This is a genomic window from Caballeronia sp. A2-2 (genome assembly GCF_057612605.2).
Genome location: NZ_CM172588.1, coordinates 302,935 through 321,260 on the forward strand (window position 1 = coordinate 302,935; position 18,326 = coordinate 321,260).

The window sequence follows — 18,326 nt, forward strand, 5'->3', positions numbered from 1 at the left end:
CTCCCTTAGCTGTTCGAGGAGGCGACCGACTTCACCGCCGCGACGATGTTCGAATACGCGCCGCAGCGGCAGATGTTGCCGCTCATGCGTTCGCGGATTTCATCGTCCGAGAGTTGCGCGGGACGGAAGCGCACGTCGGCGGTGGCGGCGCTGGCATCGCCCGCGCGGTATTCGTCGAGCAGCGCCGTCGCGGAACAGAGCTGCCCGGGCGTACAGTAGCCACACTGAAAAGCATCCTTTTCGATGAACGCGCGCTGGATCGGCGAGAGCGTGTCGCCGCCGGGCGCGAGGCCTTCGACCGTGGTGATGGTCTCGCCATCGTGCATGACCGCGAGCGTCAGACACGAGTTGATGCGCCGCCCTGAGACGATCACCGTGCACGCGCCGCACTGGCCGCGGTCGCAGCCTTTCTTCGTGCCGGTGAGTTCGGCGTATTCGCGTAGTGCATCGAGCAAGGTCGTGCGTGCTTCGACCTGAAGCTCGTGAGGCTGGCCATTGATGATGAGCTTCACGGGCATCGTCGGCAATGCGGCGGGTGAAGATGATGGTGTGGGTAAAGGCGCACTTTGCGCGCGTGCAAGCGGTGCCGCGCTCACGGCAGCGGCAGCAGCAGCGGATTGCAGAAAACGCCGGCGCGATGGCTTCTTCGCGGCGTCCGCGTGTTCTTCTTCGGGATGCGTGATGACAGGGGACATGGCGATCGTGGACTCCTCGCTCGTTCGGAAGGGCGCCGCCGGTGGCCTGAGTCTGGATACGCGTTGCCTGTCGGGCGGTGCATGAAGCGGTGGGCGCGCGTTCGCGGTTTGTAAGACAACCGAACGTTCGACTTGCCCGCGCGAATCGAAGGTGAGCAAGCGCGATGCCTGTATGGTTCGGCACATTGTTGGTAAAAAAAGCTGCCTTTACCGGTAACTCCAACGCGCAGATCGTTTCAATCGACGAGCATCGGGACAGCTCACTTTGTGACGTTTCCAACGCCGGCATGGCCGCAAAATGGCAGGCTCGTCACTCCTTTCTCCAATCGATGTCGAACCCGGATTCCGCTTGCCTTCAGCTCGCCGCGATGCGTTATTCGAACGGCGATTTCACGGGCGCGCTGGCGATGTTGCAGCCCTTGCTCGCGCACGTTCCCGCCAGCGTCGATGCGCTCGATCTCGCCGCCATTTGCGCGTACAACCTGAACCGCCCGGACGATGCGCAAGCGTACTGGCGTCGCGCCACGGCCGAGCATCCGCGGGAAGCGGGGCCGGTGAACAATCTCGGCAATCTGCTCAATGCGCTGGGACGCATCGACGAGGCGGCGCAGGCTTATCGACGCGCGATCGAACTGCGTCCGGACTTCTCGCAAGCGCATTACAACCTGGCGAACATTCATGCGTCACAGGCGCGCGACGACGACGCGGAACGAGGCTTCCGTCGCGCTATCGAGATCGAGCCGAACCTCGCCGAAGCGCACTACAACCTCGGCAGTCTGCTGTTGCGCGCCCGCCGTCCCGTCGAAGCCGAAATGGCGTATCGCGCAGCGCTCTCGGCGCGTCACGACTATACGGATGCGCGCACCAACCTCGGCAATCTGCTGCGCGAACACGGTCATGTCGATGAAGCGCTCATGCATCTCATGCACGTCGTTGCCGCGCGGCCGGATAGCGCCGATGCTCACTTCAACGTCGCCAACGTCCTGCGCGACGCCGATCGGCTGACCGACGCCGAAGCCGCGTATCTTCGTGCAGTGGCGTTGAACGGCGCGCATGACGGCGCGCATCGCAATCTGGCGGACCTGCTGCATCGGCTGGATCGCTTCGATGACGCCGAAGCGCGGTATCGCGACGCGCTCGCGCTGACGCCATCGAACGTGGATGACCTGATGGGTCTTGGCAATGTGCTGTTCCGGGCGTCCGTGCTCGGACACGGCAATCGGTTCGATGAAGCCGAACGCGTGTATCGCGCGGTGCTCGAACTCAGGCCGGATCACGCGGATGTTCGGCAGAATCTCGGGCTGCTGTGCAAGGAGCGCGGACGGTTCGCCGAAGCGGAAGCGCTGTTCCGCGATGCATTGAGCCGCGACCCGGCATCGAACATTGCCAAGATCAATCTCGCGACGCTGTTGCTTCATACGGGCCACTACGCGGAGGGTTGGCCGCTGCTCGAAGCGCGCTACCACGCCACGGTGCAGGGCGTTCCGCTCAGCGCGCAAACATGGCCCGATCCGTTCTGGCGCGGCGAGCCGCTGCATGGCAAGTCGCTGATCGTGCTCGCCGAGCAAGGTTTCGGCGATGTCATCCAGTTCTGCCGTTATCTGCCGATGCTCAAACGCATGGGCCTCACCAAGCTGACGATGCTGTGCTCACCGGCGCTGCAATCGCTATTGCGCACGGTCGATGGCGTGGATGTCTGCCTCACGCCCGCCGAACTGAACGGACCGCCGCGCGCGGACTATTGGTGTCTGCTGCTCAGTCTTCCGATGCTGCTCGGCACGACGCTGGACAGCATTCCCGCGCCCGTGCGTTATCTTGCAGCGAGCGAAGCGCGCGTGCAGAAGTGGCGCGCGGTCCTGCCTTCGAACGTGCGTCGTGTCGGGATAGTGTGGGGCGGCGAGCCGCGCACGTGGGCGCTCGAATCTGCCTCTCACTTCAGCCGGCGTCATGTGCATCCGTCGCTGCTCGCGCCGCTGTTTCAAACGCCTGGCGTGACCTTCGTCAGCCTGCAGCATGGTCCGGCCGCGCGGGCGCAGATCGACACGTTGCCCGCATCGCTGCGCCCGTTCGATCCCATGAACGATGCCGCCGATTTCGAGGACACCGCCGCGATCATGGAATCGCTCGATCTGGTCATCAGCGTGGATACATCGGTGGCGCATCTGGCGGGCGCGCTCGGCAAGCCCGTGTGGATTGTGCTGTGCTCCAGCGCCGACTGGCGCTGGCACGACGCGCGCGATGACTCGCCGTGGTATCCATCGGCGAGGCTGTTCAGGCAGAAGGAAGCAGGCGACTGGAAGCCGGTGATCGAAGAGGTCAGGCGCGCGCTCGAAGACTTCCTACAACGCGACTAACTGTCGATCTCACCACGTGCCCGCGAACAAAAAAGCGGGCGCAAAATCATCAAAGGTCCGAAGGATAAGGCGCCTTCAGCCACTTGGTTGAAAGCGTATTGAGCGTGCCGTCTTTCTTCGCCTGAGCGATGGCCGCATCGACTTCCTTGAGCAAACGCGGTTCGTTCTTGCCCAATCCGACATGGTCCGGCGAACTGAATAACTGGAACTTCTGCTCGGGCTTCACCGGCGGATTCTTCGCGATGATGGTCGCGCCCACGTCGTTCCCGACCACGAGCAATTGCGCCTGTCCCGAAAGAAACGCGGAGATCGCGCCGTTCGGGTCTTCGAAGCGTTTGATATCGGCGGAAGGCGGCGCGACTTTCGTCACGCTCAAATCTTCCAGCGTTCCGCGCGCCACTGCCACGGACTTGCCCGCCAGATCGGCGGTGCTTTTGACGGCGACGTCTTTCGGCCCGAACACGGCCAGATAGTACGGCGCATAAGGCCGCGAAAAATCGATCACCTTCTCGCGCTCGGGCGTCTGGCCGACCGACAGCAGCAAATCCACCTTGTTGGTGGCGAGATAGGCCATGCGGTTCTCGCCGGTGATCGGCACGAACTCGGCCTTCGCCTTGAGCGCGCGGCCCAGATACTCGCCCATGTCGATGTCATAACCCTGCGGCTTCATGTCCGGTCCGATGACACCGAACGGCGGGTAATCCATGAACACGCCGATGCGCACCACGCCATTCTTGTGGATGGTATCGAGCGCGTCGGCGTGAGCGGGCAGCGCCGACGCCGCCGCGATGAACAACGAGCAGGACAGGATACGACGCAGGCTGACAATCATGATGGGCCTCCAGGGCGCGCGGTCGGTGGGAGAACAAAGGAACCGACGCAATTTAGGCACGCCAAAAAGCCGCAACAATCGAAATCTGCGCATGTCAGCCATGCGTCCAACGCATGGCTACCGATGCATGGCTACGCGCCGCTTTCCATGATCCGGTCGATCAGCCGCGCGTTCTCGCCCGCCGAGCCGATGCCCGCGTGCTTGGCCATCGGCACGAAAAAGTGCATGGCGATCGGCAGCTTCGAGCGCTCCAGCCAGTTCGTCAGATGCGTCTGCAGCCGTCGCGCGGGCGCTTTCAGTTCCTCGCGCAGTACAGCGGGCAGCGTTTCGAAGTGCTTCATCTCCGTTTGATACGGCTCGGGCGCGACGCATAGCGCGTTCGGCCGGCCATCGACATCCACTGGAAGACGTTCGAGCGCCTGATGCAGCAACGCGACACCCAGCCCTTCGCCGCGCCACGGCTTTCTGACTTCCCACAAACTGATGTAAATCACGCGATGCGCGTTGAACACATCGCACAACTGCTCCGGCCCGAGCGCTTCGGTGGCGGCGAGCGCGAGCGAAAGCATTTCGCCCGAATACGTATCGAGCGTGTAGACGAGGTCCGCGCTGCTGGTGAGCGGCGGCACTTTCACGAGCTTCAGTTCCACCGCCGCCGCCACGATATCGCTGCCCGCTTCGTGAAACACGGCGAAGGCGGTGCCCAGACGCTCGTCGTCCACTTGCGGATATTCGTGGCGATAAACCATGGTGAACAGAAACGGCCCGATCTTCTCGCGATAGGCAAGCGGGCGGTCCACGTCGTACACATCGGTGCCTTCGAGACCGTAGGGATCGTAATCGCGCTTCTCGCGGCGCTCGCCGTTGCCCGATGTCAGCGCGGCGAGCGGCCGACGCGATTCGGGGACGAGGTTTTCAGGCAAACCTTCCCACGACAGACGCAAGAATTCGCGTCCGCCCCGGTAATGCGTTTCGAACAGCGACAGAATGGGCTCGTTCGCCACCGGATCGAGGATGCGCTGGGCGCATTCGGCCGCGCGATCCAGCAGTTGATCGGCTTCGGCGGGCGCGGGCGCGAGATGCGGCTCGCCCGCGCCCGGCAGCGGCGGCAGGCCGCGCGTCACGCGTGCGCGATGCGCGAGTTCGAGCCATTCGTCCGCCGCGCGCTCGGCGATGAACCCCGCCGCGATCCGATAGCCCGACAGCACGATCGACTGACCGGTGCGCCCGAGCGGGAAGACGTATTCGTCGGACATCACGTCGTCGACTTTCACGCCATGAAAGGTTTCGCGCGGCGCGACCGACTCGGCGGCCGCATCGAAGCGATCGTGCGACAGGACGTGAGCCACGAGATCGGTCGCGGCGGGACCGGATTCCGAGCCCGCCTGAGGCAGCAGTTTCAGCAGGGATACCGGCTCGATGCCGAGGGTGCCTGCCGTGCTCGATAAGCTCATGAGTGCCATCTCCGGGACTTGACGGGGTATCGTAACAAACCCCGGGCATGCGTACTGCGCCCGCATCGTCAAAAGGGAGAGACAGCGATGAACGAGCAAGACGAGCTTCGCGAAGGCGGCTGCGCATGCGGCGCTTTTCGTTTTCGCGCGAAAGGGCGGCACAAGCGCGTGGGCATGTGCCATTGCTTCACCTGCCGCCGCGTGCACGGTTCGGCGTTCGGGGCCTATGTCATCTATCCGCGCGATGCCGTGGAGATGACCGGCGCGGTATCGACCTGGCGCAGTTCCGACGAAGGACGCCGCCACTTCTGCCCGCAATGCGGCTCGGTCGCGTACATGGAATACGTCTCGCGCGACGAACTCGACCTGCCGCTCGGCGCATTCGATGAAGCCGGTTTGTTCGAACCGGACTACGAACTGTGGTGCCGGCATCGCGAGCCATGGCTTCAACAAGGCGCGCGGCCCGAATACCCCGAAGAGCGCCAGCATTGATGCGGGTCCGCACACCCTTCTTTTGCATGGTGCGCGGCGTATGATGTTTCGCCCATACTTAACCTGAAAGTCCCGCAGCAAACCCCGGCGGAACGGGACACAAACTGTCCCGCCGGAACCGCATTCTCGTCACCAAGGTCCGAACAATTGCATTCGCGTCCAGAAAATACGATTATCGGTGCGCGTCGCGACGAAAACGGTTGCGCGCTCGCCCGACACGCGAAAAGCAGGATCGAGAACCTCTGTACTTTATTGCTTAGGAGCATCGATTTATGGCGAAGCAACCGGTAAGCGGCAGCAACAAGACTCAGCCCGAAGGCGCGCGGTGTGTCGGCCAGTGCGACCTCGGTGAGCAGATCGAAGTAGTCGTGATGCTGCGCCGCAAGGACGAGGCGGGCTTCAAACAACTCATGGCGAAGATCGATTCGGGCGATGTCTCCGGCGAACCTGTGTCGCGCGAAGAGTTTGCCCAGCGCTTCGGCGCATCGCAGGAAGACGTGGCGAAGGTCGAGGCGTTCGCGAAGAACAATGGCCTGAGCGTCGTGCGTGCGCAGCCCGATACGCGCAGCGTCGTGCTCAAGGGCAGCATCGAACAGTTTCAGAAGGCGTTCGACGTGAAGCTCGAACGCTATCAGCATCACGCGATTGGCGATTATCGCGGGCGCACCGGCGAAGTCTACGTGCCCGACGAAGTACACGATGTCGTCACCGCCGTGCTCGGTCTCGATGACCGGCCGCAGGCGCGTCCGCATTTGCGGTTCCGGCCGCCGTTTCAGCCGGCGCGCACGACCGCGCCCACCTCGTTTTCACCGCTCGATCTCGCGCAGCTTTACGGTTTCCCCGAAGGCGATGGCGCGGGGCAATGCATCGGCATCATCGAACTGGGCGGCGGGTACAAGACGAGCGATCTCTCCGCATATTTCTCTCAGCTCGGCGTGAAGCCGCCGAAGGTCGTGTCGGTCGGCGTGGATGAGGGCAAGAACGCGCCGAGCGGCAACCCGAACGGGCCGGACGGCGAAGTGACGCTCGATATCGAGATTGCCGGGGCGATCGCGCCTGCATCGACGCTCGCGGTGTATTTCTCGCCGAACAGCGACGCCGGTTTCATCGATGCCGTCAGCCGCGCCATCCACGACGCGACGAACAAGCCGTCCGTGGTGTCCATCAGTTGGGGCGGACCGGAAGCAAACTGGACGCAGCAATCGCTGACTGCCTTCAACGATGTGCTGCAAAGCGCCGCCGCGCTCGGCGTGACGGTGTGCGCGGCATCGGGCGACAGCGGTTCGTCGGATGGCGCGAGCGACGGCGCGGATCACGTGGACTTTCCGGCATCCAGCCCGTATGTGCTCGGCTGCGGCGGGACGAATCTGTCGGCGTCGGGACAGCGCATCGCGCGCGAAGTCGTCTGGAACGACGGCGATCAGGGCGGCGCGGGCGGCGGCGGGGTGAGCACGGTTTTCGCGTTGCCGGTGTGGCAGAAAGGTTTATCGGTGACGCGCGCGGGCGGTCAGTCGTCGGCGCTCGCCAAGCGCGGCGTGCCCGATGTCGCGGGCGATGCATCGCCGCAAACCGGCTACGAAGTCCTGATCGATGGCCAGAGCACGGTGGTCGGCGGCACCAGCGCCGTCGCGCCGCTGTGGGCCGCGCTGATTGCGCGCATCAACGGGATCAACGGTGCGCCGTGCGGCTTCGTCAACGCGAAGCTCTATGCGGCGAAGGGCGCGTGCAACGACATCACGCAGGGCAATAACGGCAGCTTCGCGGCAGCGGCGGGATGGGATGCCTGCACGGGTCTCGGCAGTCCGAACGGTGCAGCAGTCGCCGCGGCGCTCGGAAGCGCGTCAGGTTCGGGTTCGGGCTCCGAGAAAAAGCCGCCCGCGAAGCACGCGCCCGGCGGCGGCAAGAAGCATCCGCCGGAGACGGACAAGAAGCATCCGCAGTAAGCAGTGAGGAACGACAGTGCACAACAATCACAATCACAATGACGATTCTGGAGCCATGAAGATGACTTCCGCGATGAACTCCGATCCGCTGAACCCGAACGGCAACGCAGCCAACGCCGCGACGACCGCGCCCAACGCCGCCAGCGCGACGCAGGCCGCCACGGCGACGCTTCCCGAAACATCCGCCGCCGCGAAAAAAGCCCCGGCGAAGAAGGCGCCTGCCAAGAAAGCCGCGCCGCCATCCGCCAAGAAGGACCAGCCTTACTTCGACCCGACGCCCTACGGCAACGGCCCCGACGACTCCGTGGACGCCACGCAGGCCGACGAAAGCGCCGCCGTCACGCATCATTCGGTGGTGATCGGCGGGCAGCGGATCGCCTACACGGCGACGGTCGGCCATCTCGTCACGGTCGATCCGAGCAGTTCGAAGCCCGCCGCGAAGATGTTCTATGTGGCGTTCACGAAGGACGGCGCGAAGGAAGACAGGCGCCCGCTCACGTTCTTCTATAACGGCGGGCCGGGTTCGTCGTCGGTGTTCGTGCTGCTCGGTTCGTTCGCGCCGCGCCGCATCAAAACGTCGATGCCGAGCTTCACGCCGCCCGCGCCGTATCAGATGGAGGACAACCCGGACAGTCTGCTCGACAAGAGCGACCTGATCTTCGTGAACCCGGTCGGCACGGGTTATTCGGCGGCCATCGCGCCGAACAAGAACCGCGATTTCTGGGGCGTGGACGAGGACGCCGGTTCCATCGCGCAATTCGTCAAACGCTATCTGACGAAGAACAACCGCTGGAATTCGCCCAAGTTCCTGTTCGGCGAATCCTACGGCACGGCGCGCAGTTGCGTGCTCGCGTACAAGCTGCACGAGGATGGCGTCGATCTGAACGGCGTCACGCTGCAATCGTCGATTCTCGATTACCGGCAATCGGGCAACCCGGTCGGTTCGCTGCCCACCGCCGCCGCCGACGCGTGGTATCACAAGAAGCTCGGCGTGCATCCCACGCCGACCAACTTGCTGAATTTCGTCGAGGAAGTCGCGGAGTTTTCGCGCACGGATTACCTGAACGCGCTGCGCAAGTTTCCGCAGACGGATGACGATGTGGTGGAGAAACTCGCCGAATACACCGGCATCGACCGGGCGACGCTGCTCGCGTGGAGTCTGGATGTCGCCGCGTACGACAGCCGTGGCAATTCGTTGTTCCTGACGACGCTGCTCAAGTCGAAAGGCGAAGCGCTCGGCGAATATGACGGCCGCGTGACCGGCATTTCGAGCGGCATCGCGGGCAAGATCGACCCGAACTCGGGCGGCAACGATCCGACCATGACGGCGGTGACCGGCGTCTATACGTCGATGTGGAACAGCTACCTCAACGAGCAGTTGAAGTTCACATCCACTTCGTCGTTCACCGATCTGAACGATCAGGCTTTCGCCAACTGGGACTTCAAGCACACCGACCCGACCGGCAAGCAAGTGGGCGTGGATGCGAAGGGCAACATCATCCTGTACACGGCGGGCGATCTGGCGGCGGTGATGGCGCTCAACGTCGATCTGAAAGTGCTGTCGGCCAACGGCATGTATGACTTCGTGACGCCGTTCTATCAGACGATCATCGATTTGCAGCAGATGCCGCTGATCGACAAGACCGTGCGGCAGAACCTCTCGGCGGCGTTCTATCCGTCCGGTCACATGGTTTATCTCGATGGCGGATCGCGTACCGCGCTCAAGGCCGATCTCGCGAAGATGTACGAGGAAGCCACCACCAACCATGCCGCGATGAGCCGGATCGTCGCGCTGCAGCAGACCACGCTTGCGAAGAAGAAGGCGCTCGATCCGACGTAAGGCAATAACCGGAGACATGAGGCGGGAACATCGTTTGCGGACAGCAACGGAAACATTCGTTGCGATTCACAACAGGAGTTCCCGCACATGCCCACGAAGAAGCAAGCCGCGGGCGGCGTCGCCAGCACGCCGTCCCAGAGCAACACCAACGCCAAGACTCAGGCGCTCGAATCCTCCAGTACCGATGCCACCGGACAAGCTCTGACGACCAATCAGGGCGTCAAGGTTTCCGATAATCAGAACAGTTTGCGCGCAGGCGAGCGCGGCCCGTCGCTGCTCGAAGATTTCATCATGCGTGAAAAAATCACGCACTTCGACCACGAGCGCATTCCCGAACGGATCGTGCACGCGCGCGGCGCGGCGGCGCATGGCGTGTTCAAGGTCTATGAAAGTCAGGCAGAACTGACCAAGGCCGCGTTCCTTCAGGACCCGTCGAAAGAAACGCCGGTTTATCTGCGTTTTTCCACCGTGCAAGGCTCGCGCGGTTCCGCCGACACAGTGCGCGACGTGCGCGGTTTCGCGGTGAAGTTCTACACCGAGGAAGGCAACTTCGATATGGTCGGCAACAACATGCCGGTCTTTTTCATTCAGGACGCGATCAAGTTTCCCGACTTCGTGCATGCGGTTAAACCCGAACCGCACAACGAGATTCCGCAAGGCGGCTCGGCGCACGACACGTTCTGGGATTTCGTCTCGCTGGTGCCGGAATCGGCCCACATGGTGCTGTGGACCATGTCGGACCGCGCGCTGCCCAAGAGCTTTCGCACGATGGAAGGCTTCGGTATCCATACGTTCCGCTTTGTCAATGCGCAGGGCAAGGGACGCTTCGTGAAGTTCCACTGGCGGCCGACGATCGGTTCTGCATCGTTGCTTTGGGACGAAGCGCAGAAACTCGCGGGCAAGGATGCGGATTATCATCGCCGCGATCTGTGGGAAGCGATCGACAACGGCGACTATCCCGAATGGGAACTGGGCGTGCAGATTGTCGAGGAAGAAGACGAGCACAAGTTCGACTTCGATTTGCTCGATCCGACCAAGCTCATTCCCGAAGAACTCGTGCCGCTCAAGATGATCGGCAAGCTCACGCTCAATCGCAATCCGACCAACTTCTTCGCGGAAACGGAGCAGGTGGCGTTCTGTCCGGGGCATATCGTGCCGGGCATCGACTTCACGAACGATCCGCTGTTGCAGGGGCGTTTGTTCTCGTACACGGACACGCAGATCAGCCGCCTGGGCGGTCCGAACTTCCACGAGATTCCGATCAATCGTCCGCTCGCGCCGCTGCATAACGGTCAGCGCGATGCCATGCATCGCCAGACTATCGACAAGGGACAGGCTTCATACGAGCCGAATTCCATCGATGGCGGATGGCCGAAGGAAACGGAACCGGCGGCTTCCGGCGGCGGTTTCGAAACGTACACCGAACGCGTGGAAGGCTCGAAGATCCGCGTGCGCAGTCCGTCGTTCAAGGACCACTATTCGCAAGCCACGCTGTTCTGGAACAGCATGACGGACCCGGAAAAGGATCACATCGTCGGCGGATATTCGTTCGAGTTGTCGAAGGTGGAGCGCAAGCCCATTCGCGAACGGCAACTCGGCATTCTCGCCAATATCGATGCGACGCTCGCCGCGCGCGTGGCGGAGAACATCGGCTTGCCCGCACCGCAGGCAAGCGCCGATGCCGACGAACTCGGCAAGTCGTCGCTTAAGGAATCGCCTGCGTTGTCGATCGTCGCGAAAGCGGTGCCATCGGTCAAAACGCGCAAGGTCGCGATTCTCGCCGCGAAGGGCGCGGATGCCGCGAGCATTCAGGCCGTCAAGGATGCACTCGCCGCGCAAGGCGCGCACGCCAAGGTGATCTCGCCGACGCTCGCGCCGCCCGCCGAAGGTGTCGAGCCGGATGCCACGATTCTCGGCATGCCCTCGATCATGTTCGATGGCGTGATCGTCGCGGGCGGTGCGGAAAGCGCGAAGGCGCTGGCGCAATCGGGCGATGCGCGTCACTTCGTGCTGGAAGCGTTCAAGCATCTGAAGGCGATTGGCGCGATCGGCGATGGCGAAGATGTGCTCGCAGCGGCGCATCTGCCGAGCGGCGATGATGGCGTTGCGGTCGGCAGCGACATCGACAAGGTGATGGAGAGCTTCATCGATGCGATGAGCAAGCATCGCGTGTGGTCGCGTTCTGCCAAGGCCGATACGGTGCCTGCGTAAGCGACCATCGTTTCACGCGATGCAACCGCGCGCGGCTTGATGCCGCGCGCCGGTGATTCTCCCGCGCCGTTCTTTTTGAGACACTAGCCGGACGCTCTGTCAAGGAGGTCCGGCTTGTTTGCGTGTGCAGTTCGAATCGGTGAAGCGTGCATTCGCGTGCTGCTTGTGTGTGCGATGTGCCTGCATGCGATAAACGTGCACGCGGGCGAAACAATCGTGGTCGGCACAGCGCCGGACGTGACGCCGCCGCTCGACATGATGTACACCATGCCGCGCGGCATCTCACCCGACGTCACCGATGCGATAGCGAAGCAACTCGGCGCGCAAGTGCAATGGCGCGTCTTTCCCGACCGTCCCACGATGATCGCGGCGCTCACGCGTGGCGACATCGACATGGCGACGGGCGCGACCGGCGCGGACTCGAACGCGCAATTGACACTGAGCCACGCGTATCTGCCGATCAGGCACATCTACGTCGAGCCGCTGATCAAACACGCGCTCACGAATCGGCTGGCATATGTCGAAGGCCAAACCTCGCCCGGCGATCTTCGGCATGCCTATCCAAAATTAGAACTCGCGCCTTACCCTGATCTCATCGGCGCGCTGCTCGCCGTGTCTTTCGGCGATGCCGACGCGTTCGTCGGCGACATGAACGCAGTCGGTTACAGCATCGCGCGTTTCGATCTGCCGAACCTGACGGTCAGCGCGCTCGCGAATCTGCCCGAAGGCGGGTATGCGTTCGCTTTCGCCAAGGCCGATGCGCTCCGTGATCGCGTGGATGCGGCGCTCGCGCAATTGCCGCCCAGTTTCGTGCTTCTTGAGCATCAACGCTGGAACGCGGGTGCATCGGCGATCACGTCGAACGAGCGGATCGCGCTCACGCCGGACGAAGCCGCGTGGGTGCGCGCGCATCCCGTCGTGCGTTATTCGATCCTGTCTCGCGGCGCGCCGTTCATGTTCCGCGATTCGCGTGGTCAGGCGGCGGGCATCGTCGTCGATGAACTCGATGCGATCTCGCGCGTCACCGGTCTGCGCTTCGAGGCGCGCATCCGCGAGTCGGCGGAACAGGCGCGTGCGGATATCAAACACGGCGAGTCCGCGATACTGCCGTACTCGCTCGATAGCACCTTGGGCGTGCAGACGGTGCCGATCGGCCGGACGCTGATAGCAATCCTCACCACGGTCGGTGCGCCGCCGCTGCGCGATGCCGCCGCGCTCGCGGGCAAGCGCGTCGCGGTATCGGCGAATGCGGCGCTGGAAACGCTTTTGCATACGGCGTCGCCGCTTGCGCGCATCGTCAAGACGCGCGCGCTCGATGCACAACTGCGCGCCGTCACCGAAGGCCACGCGGATGCGGCGGTCATTGATCTGTCGCTGGCGAATTACGTGACGGGCAATCCGTATCGCGGCGTGCTGACGACGAGCGGCGTGCTCTCGACCAAACCGATCGCGCGCGACATGCTGGTGGCATCGAACGAACCGGTGCTACTGGGCATCATGAACCGCGCGATTCTGAGTTTGCCGCCGCCGGAACTCGAAGCCATCCGCACGCGCTGGCGGCTGACGGAACATCCCGAAGTGCTGTGGGAACGCAGGCGTCCGCAAGTCGAACTCGGCGCGTTGCTGAGCGCGGCGCTCGTGCTCGCGCTGGCCGGCTGGGCGTTGACCTTGCGCGTGCAGATCAGGCGGCGCATCGAGGCCGAACGCGCGATGCGTGCCGCCAAGGAAGACGCCGAGACCGCGAACCGCGCGAAATCGACCTTTCTCGCGACCATGAGCCACGAAATTCGCACGCCGATGAACGCCGTGCTCGGCTTGCTCGAACTCGAACTGCGCGCGCCGGGCGAACGTGCCGCGAGCGTGCGCGCGCTGACCACGGCGCATGGCGCGGCGCGCGATCTGCTCGGCATGATCGACGATCTGCTCGATGTCGCGAAGATCGAAGCGGAGCGGTTGGTGCTCGTTTTCGCGCCATTCGATGTCGATGCGTGGATGGCCAGCATCGTGTCGATCTACGAGCCGGCGGCGCGCGCGAAGGGCATCGGGCTCGTGCTGACGCGTTCGGGCGACCACTATGCCGCGCGCTGGCTCGATGGCGATGCCCCGCGTCTACGTCAGGTGGTCGGCAACCTGCTGTCGAACGCGATCAAGTTCACCGACAAAGGCAACGTGACGCTGGAATGCAGCGTCGGACCATCGCAAGCGGGCATGCGCGCGTTGATGCTGATGGTCACGGACAGCGGCGTCGGCATTCCGCCTGAGCGGCAAGCATCGCTGTTCACGCCGTTCGTGCAGGCCCACGATGGCGGCGCGCGGCGCTTCGGCGGCACGGGCTTGGGGCTGACCATCTGCAAGCGAATTGTCGAGATGATGGGCGGGGATATTGGCTTCGAGAGCGAACCGGGACGCGGCACGCGCTTTACCGTGCACGTGACCTTGCCCGAGGCGCAGGCCGAAGCCGTGCAAGCGTCCGAAGCTCACGTCCATGCCGCGCCGCGCGATGCGCTCTCCGGCATGCGCGTGCTCGTGGTCGACGATCACCCGGCGAACCGCATCGTGCTGGAAGGGCAATTGCGTTTGCTCGGCGCGACGGCGCATCTCGCGGAAGACGGGCGCTCGGCGCTCGCCAAATGGCACGCCGCGCCCGATGCCTTCGACGTCATCCTCACCGATTGCTCGATGCCCGTCATGAGCGGCGAGGAACTGGCAGGCGCCATCCGCGCTCATTCGCGAACGATGCCGGTGATCGGCCTGACGGCGAACGCGCAGCCCGAAGCGGCGCGGCGCGCGGTCGCGGCGGGCATGACGGCGTGCCTCGTGAAACCGATCGGACTGGATGCGCTGCGCAATGTGCTGGCATCGTTCAGCTTTGCCAGATCCGCCTCGACACACGACGCGCTTGACGCCGCCTCGCTCGCCGCATTCGGCGATCAGCGCGCCACGCTCATCGACACGCTGAAGGTTGCCAACACGCAGGATCTCGCGGATGCGCGCGCGGCGCACGAAGACTGCGACCACGCGCGCCTGCGCGACATCGCGCATCGTATGAAGGGTGCGGCGGCGGTGGTCGGCGCGACGTCGTTCATGCAGGCGTGCGTCGATTTGCAGCGCGATTGCGATTGCGCGGTGGACGAAGACCGCAACGGCGAGGACGACGCGCAGATCGGCGCATCGTTCGCCGCGTTCGATGCTGCCGCCCGCGAACTGGACGCGGCGCTCGAAGCGGCGACGCATCCATCGACATAAAGCCGACAAGACCCCGATTCAGTCAGTGCTTCATTCGTTGAATCGTCACGTGTGGTCTAATTGAAGCTCCGGTCATCCCAAAAACAGGCGGTCTCGAAGTCGAAGGCCGCGCGACGGATTGCTCGATTGGCATGATACGAAGGGAAACGTTCGCCACCGCCGCCCTGTGCGTCGCGATTTCGCTCTGGCCGCTCGCCTCGCGCGGGCAGAAGGCGGAATGGCTCGATCCGCACGTCACTCAATCGACCATCGTCGAGACGATCTGCGTGCCGGGGTATCTCGATCGCGTGCTGCCATCGTTCGAGACGCAGATGCATCAGAAGGACAAGCTGCTCAAGCAGCGCAGCATCGACGATTCGTTCGCGGCAGAATACGCGCTCGATCATCGGATGCCGGTGCTGCTCGGCGGCTCGCCGACCGCTGCCGCCAATCTCGATCTGCGCCGCTGGGAAGGGCGCGCGGGACAACGCCGCAAGGAACGGCTCGCGGTGTTTCTGAAGCGCTGCGTGTGTACCGGCGACCTCACGCTCAAAGCCGCGCAGGCCGCCATGGCAGGCGACTGGTCAACTAACTATCCGAATCTTTCCAGCATGTCTTGTCAGGGGAACTGAGCGTTATTCGGGGCAAGTTTTTCCTGTCTTTTGTCCCGGATGGATTCGATTTTTCCGATCTGGAAAATCTATTGCAAACGGCGGAATGTCGCAGGACGTGAACGGCAATCGGTACTATGATGAAGTTGTCTCATTATTCATCGTGCTATTGATAGGAGCCGACATGACGTTCGTTTTCGCAGCCGTTTTCTTGATGGGCGTGTTCGGTCTTCATGTGGCGCAAGCGCCTCGGAAGACCCCGCTCGCGCGCGTCCGCCACGGCATGCGGAGGTGAGCCCATGAACCTGCTGGTCTGGAATCTTCCACGCCGTTCTTCCGCGCGCGATGTGCGGCGCTTTCTCGAAAGCGAACTCGGCGATTACGTCAGCGATATCGAAGTTCACGGCGCGGGCACGTCGCAGGTTTATGCCATTGCAAAGCTGGCGACCGAAGTGCCGTATATCGGCGAAGCCATCGCGCAACAACTCTGTCAGCGTCGTTTGCACGATGAACCGGTGCGCGCTCGCGCATCCGCATCGGGCGACGCGTCCACGCGTCTGCATTGACGCGTTCTAATCCGTCTTCCTTGGAATGAGGCTTGCTGCTTCGCCGTCGTGATGTGAATCAGGACGCAAGACGAAAACTCAATGCAGCAGGCAGGCAAGAACGAGACGCCAATCGGCGCGAGCATCATCGGGGGCGCTGTTGTGGCGGCGCTGATTTCTTTCATGACGCCGGTGGCGGCGCAACAGCCGGCCTCAGGTGTGGGCGTGCCGCCTTTGCTTGCGCCGGGGCTTCCCGGAATGCCTTCGCCGCTGCCAATGCCCGAGCGTCCGGCAAGCGAGGCGTTACCGGCTTCTGCGGCTTCGGAAGCGGTTCCTGCTTCAGAGGCACAAGCGCCCGAAGTCCCGCTTCCGCCCGAATCTCCCGAACCGAATCTTGCGCAACGCACGAACATGCCGCCCGCAGGCGCGTTCGCCATGCGCCAGACTTTCGCGAAGGAAGTCACGCGAAGGCTCAACGTGCCGCTCGCGGATCAACAGGCTTACGGCCGTCTTCTGCAACAGGCGCTCGACAAAAACGGCCATGCCGATCTGGCCAACGAGTTCGTCGTGCTCGTGGATCGCGATGCCGACATGCAGGCCATCTTCCTGTACTTCCGCGCGGCATCAAACGATGCGTGGTCGATGATCGGCGCGTCTCCGGTATCGACCGGACGGCCCGGCACTTACGATCACTTCGTCACGCCGCTGGGCGTGTTCCAGCATGTGCCGGGCAACATGGACTATCGCGCCGAAGGCACGCTCAACGAGTTCAAGATTCGCGGCTACGGCGCACGCGACATGCGCATCTACGACTTCGGCTGGGCGGATGCCGAACGCGGCTGGGGCCGTGGCGGCGTCTCGCCGATGCGCTTTCAGATGCACGCGACCGATCCCACGAAGCTCGAACCGCTGCTCGGCATGCGTCATTCGAAGGGATGCGTGCGCATACCGGCATCGCTGAATGTGTTCTTCGATCATCACGGCATTCTGGATGCGCAATACGAAGCGCGCGCCGCCGACGGCGATTCGATGTGGATTCTCAAGCCGACGCGTCAGACCACGCCGTGGGCGGGCCATTATCTGGTCACGATCGATTCGGACCGCAAGAGCCGTCCGGCGTGGTCGCCGGGACCGGGCGCTTCTGTGCGCGCGAAGATTCCGGCGGGCGCGGATACGGCGGATTGAGCGCTCGAGCGGTTATTTTCCCCGCGCCAACAACACGCCCGCGAGCGCCACGCCGAAGCCCGCCAGTTGCATCGCGTCGAGCGTCTCGCCGAAGCCGATGTAGCTTTCCAGCGCGGCGAGCGGCGGTGCGAGAAACAGCAGCGCCGTGGCGCGCGAGGCATCGCCGCGCCGGACCATCCAGACGAGCAGCGTCGTCGCCACGCCCGACAACATGACGATGCCCCACGCGAGCGAAAGCCATGTCGTCGTCGATGGCACGAAGCGATGCTCGCCAAGCGAAAACGCAAGCGTCGCCGCGACCAGCGCCGCGCCCATGTTCTGCACCGCGCTTGCGCTGCGCAAATCCGCGCCCGCCAGCGAAGTCTTCTGATACAGCGTGCCCGCCGTGATCGCGACGACCGCCAGCAGCGCGACCGTCACGACGAACCACGGCGGCGAGGATGACGTCGCGTTCGGCATCGCATGCGCGCCGCTCGCCAGAATCTTTGGCGCGAGCACGAGCGCCACGCCGATCAATCCGAGCACGAAACCGCCCCACGCGCGCGGCGAAAGTTTCTCGCCGAACAAACGCGATGCCACCGCCGCCGTCATGAGCGGCTGAAGCGCGCCGAGCAGCGCCATGACGCCCGCGCCCATGCCTTGCGCGACGGCCCAGTACCCCGCGCCGAGATACACGCCCTGCAACAGCGCACCCGCGAACAGGTGACGAACGGCATCGCGCGGACGCGGCCATTTCGCGCGCGCCACGAGCGCGACGATGCAGAACAGCAGCACCGTGCCCGAGAAGCGCGCGAGCAGATAGAGATTCGGATCGACATAAGGCGTGATCGCCCGCGCGACGATGAAGCCTGTCGACCAGAGCACCACGAACATCGATGCGACGATAAAAGACCCCATGAACGATGACGCCGACGAGTGGAAAACGCGCGAGTATCGGCG

13 protein-coding genes are annotated in these 18,326 nt (G+C 63.6%); 9 read left to right on the forward strand and 4 right to left on the reverse strand.

Features of this window, described 5'->3' with window-relative positions:
• Nucleotides 1-5 precede the first annotated feature (5 nt).
• Nucleotides 6-695 (reverse strand): 2Fe-2S iron-sulfur cluster-binding protein, encoded by a 690-nt coding sequence (locus tag ACZCWR_RS17650; RefSeq protein WP_487304277.1) that lies wholly within the window; start codon nt 693-695, stop codon nt 6-8.
• 287 nt (nt 696-982) lie between these two features.
• Here ACZCWR_RS17650 and ACZCWR_RS17655 point away from each other — a divergent pair, with 287 nt between their 5' ends.
• The gene (locus tag ACZCWR_RS17655; protein WP_487304278.1) at nt 983-3,049 is read left to right on the forward strand and encodes a tetratricopeptide repeat protein; all 2,067 of its coding nucleotides are present in this window, start codon (nt 983-985) and stop codon (nt 3,047-3,049) included.
• Nucleotides 3,050-3,098: 49 nt separating this feature from the next.
• Here ACZCWR_RS17655 and ACZCWR_RS17660 read toward each other — a convergent pair whose 3' ends face one another.
• On the reverse strand, nt 3,099-3,881 hold the full coding sequence (locus ACZCWR_RS17660) for a transporter substrate-binding domain-containing protein (RefSeq protein ID WP_487304279.1): 783 nt from the start codon (nt 3,879-3,881) through the stop codon (nt 3,099-3,101).
• A gap of 131 nt (nt 3,882-4,012) precedes the next feature.
• Nucleotides 4,013-5,335, reverse strand: coding sequence for an inositol monophosphatase (locus ACZCWR_RS17665; protein WP_487304280.1), 1,323 nt, complete (start codon nt 5,333-5,335; stop codon nt 4,013-4,015).
• A gap of 87 nt (nt 5,336-5,422) precedes the next feature.
• Here ACZCWR_RS17665 and ACZCWR_RS17670 point away from each other — a divergent pair, with 87 nt between their 5' ends.
• The 8 genes from ACZCWR_RS17670 (at nt 5,423) to ACZCWR_RS17705 (ending at nt 17,387) form a co-directional block, all read left to right on the forward strand.
• Nucleotides 5,423-5,827: a GFA family protein gene (locus ACZCWR_RS17670; protein WP_487304281.1), complete on the forward strand. Its 405-nt coding sequence runs from the start codon at nt 5,423-5,425 to the stop codon at nt 5,825-5,827.
• 272 nt (nt 5,828-6,099) lie between these two features.
• Nucleotides 6,100-7,770, forward strand: coding sequence for a S53 family peptidase (locus tag ACZCWR_RS17675; RefSeq protein ID WP_487304282.1), 1,671 nt, complete (start codon nt 6,100-6,102; stop codon nt 7,768-7,770).
• Between the two features lie 55 nt (nt 7,771-7,825).
• Complete coding sequence (locus ACZCWR_RS17680) at nt 7,826-9,610, forward strand: S10 family peptidase (RefSeq protein ID WP_487304283.1); 1,785 nt, start codon at nt 7,826-7,828, stop codon at nt 9,608-9,610.
• Between the two features lie 87 nt (nt 9,611-9,697).
• The gene (katE, locus tag ACZCWR_RS17685) at nt 9,698-11,821 is read left to right on the forward strand and encodes a catalase HPII (protein ID WP_487304284.1); all 2,124 of its coding nucleotides are present in this window, start codon (nt 9,698-9,700) and stop codon (nt 11,819-11,821) included.
• Between the two features lie 216 nt (nt 11,822-12,037).
• Nucleotides 12,038-15,067 (forward strand): ATP-binding protein, encoded by a 3,030-nt coding sequence (locus ACZCWR_RS17690; protein WP_487304285.1) that lies wholly within the window; start codon nt 12,038-12,040, stop codon nt 15,065-15,067.
• A 131-nt stretch (nt 15,068-15,198) separates the two neighbouring features.
• Nucleotides 15,199-15,678, forward strand: a complete 480-nt coding sequence (locus ACZCWR_RS17695; RefSeq protein ID WP_487304286.1) for a hypothetical protein — start codon at nt 15,199-15,201, stop codon at nt 15,676-15,678.
• A gap of 278 nt (nt 15,679-15,956) precedes the next feature.
• On the forward strand, nt 15,957-16,223 hold the full coding sequence (locus tag ACZCWR_RS17700; RefSeq protein ID WP_487304287.1) for an RNA-binding protein: 267 nt from the start codon (nt 15,957-15,959) through the stop codon (nt 16,221-16,223).
• 81 nt (nt 16,224-16,304) lie between these two features.
• Nucleotides 16,305-17,387 carry a L,D-transpeptidase gene (locus ACZCWR_RS17705; protein WP_487304288.1) on the forward strand — a complete coding sequence of 361 codons (1,083 nt, stop codon included), beginning with the start codon at nt 16,305-16,307 and terminating at the stop codon, nt 17,385-17,387.
• Between the two features lie 12 nt (nt 17,388-17,399).
• Here ACZCWR_RS17705 and ACZCWR_RS17710 read toward each other — a convergent pair whose 3' ends face one another.
• Complete coding sequence (locus tag ACZCWR_RS17710) at nt 17,400-18,284, reverse strand: DMT family transporter (RefSeq protein WP_487304732.1); 885 nt, start codon at nt 18,282-18,284, stop codon at nt 17,400-17,402.
• Nucleotides 18,285-18,326: the final 42 nt, after the last annotated feature.